The organism is Christensenellaceae bacterium 44-20 (assembly GCA_041223705.1).
Lineage (GTDB): Bacteria > Bacillota > Clostridia > Christensenellales > Christensenellaceae > QANA01.
Genome location: JBCLQU010000004.1, coordinates 1 through 1,311, shown reverse-complemented (window position 1 = coordinate 1,311; position 1,311 = coordinate 1). Strand labels below are relative to the sequence as shown.

Here is a 1,311-nt window from a genome sequence, read left to right as displayed (position 1 = left end):
CTGGGCTTTTTGTTTTCAGCTTGTTTGCAGTTTGCGGCAGCAAAAAAGGGAAGAGCATCTGCTCTTCCCTTTTACTTTGCGTTTACGCATCAATGATGTTCGCTACGACACCAGAACCTACCGTTCTGCCGCCCTCTCTGATTGCAAACCGCAGTCCCTTCTCGATTGCGATTGGCGTAATCAGCTCGATATCCATCTTGATGTTGTCTCCAGGCATCACCATCTCTACCCCATCCGGCAGCTTGATGACTCCCGTCACGTCCGTCGTTCTGAAGTAGAACTGCGGGCGGTATCCGTTGAAGAACGGCGTATGACGGCCGCCCTCTTCCTTCGTCAGCACGTATACCTCACTGTCAAAGTGCGTATGCGGATGAATCGTTCCCGGCTTCGCCAGCACCTGGCCTCTCTCGATTTCGTTTCTCTGCACGCCTCTCAGCAGCACGCCGATGTTGTCGCCGGCGATTGCCTGCTCCAGCAGCTTGCGGAACATCTCTACGCCCGTTACCACCACGCTTCTCGTCTCCTGCGTCATGCCAACGATTTCTACCGTATCCTGCACCTTAATCGTGCCTCTCTCCACTCTGCCCGTCGCTACCGTGCCGCGGCCCGTGATGGAGAAGACGTCCTCTACAGGCATCAGGAACGGAAGGTCGGATGCTCTCTCAGGCGTCGGGATGTAGCTGTCGACCGCATCCATCAGCTCGAAGATGCACTTGCACTCCGCGCTCTCTTTCACGTCGTCGTGCGTTGCGCCGTACTCCAGCGCATTCAGCGCAGAACCCTTGATGATCGGAATATCGTCGCCCGGGAAATCATACTCGGAAAGCAGGTCTCGCACTTCCATCTCGACCAGCTCCAGCAGCTCCTCGTCGTCTACCATGTCTACCTTGTTCAGGAACACGATGATATATTTTACGCCTACCTGACGTGCCAGCAGAATGTGCTCTCTGGTCTGCGGCATCGGGCCGTCTGCGGCCGATACAACCAGGATTGCGCCGTCCATCTGTGCTGCGCCCGTGATCATGTTCTTAACATAGTCTGCGTGTCCGGGGCAGTCAACGTGTGCATAGTGCCGGTTCTCCGTCTCATACTCTACGTGCGCCGTATGAATCGTGATGCCTCTTGCCGTCTCTTCTGCCGTTCCGATATCCGCGAAGCTCATTGCTTTCGCTCCGCCCGTTGCTTTTGCAAGCACCGTCGTGATTGCTGCCGTCAGCGTCGTCTTGCCGTGGTCTACGTGCCCGATCGTTCCGATGTTGACATGCGGTTTATTTCTCTGAAATACTTCCTTTGCCATTCTCTTTCTCCTTT

Annotated in this window: 1 protein-coding gene; it reads right to left on the bottom strand. The window is 55.4% G+C overall.

The genetic code is table 11. From position 1 onward, the window contains the following. Positions 1-82 precede the first annotated feature (82 nt). A complete protein-coding gene (tuf, locus tag AALG83_09200) occupies positions 83-1,297 on the bottom strand; it encodes an elongation factor Tu (protein MEY8383327.1) in 1,215 nt (404 codons plus the stop codon). Between the last annotated feature and the right edge of the window lie 14 nt (positions 1,298-1,311).

Excerpts from the sequence above, each read along its gene's own strand:
- tuf (MEY8383327.1), bottom strand. The coding sequence starts at position 1,297 with ATGGCAAAGGAAGTATTTCAGAGAAATAAACCGCATGTCAACATCGGA.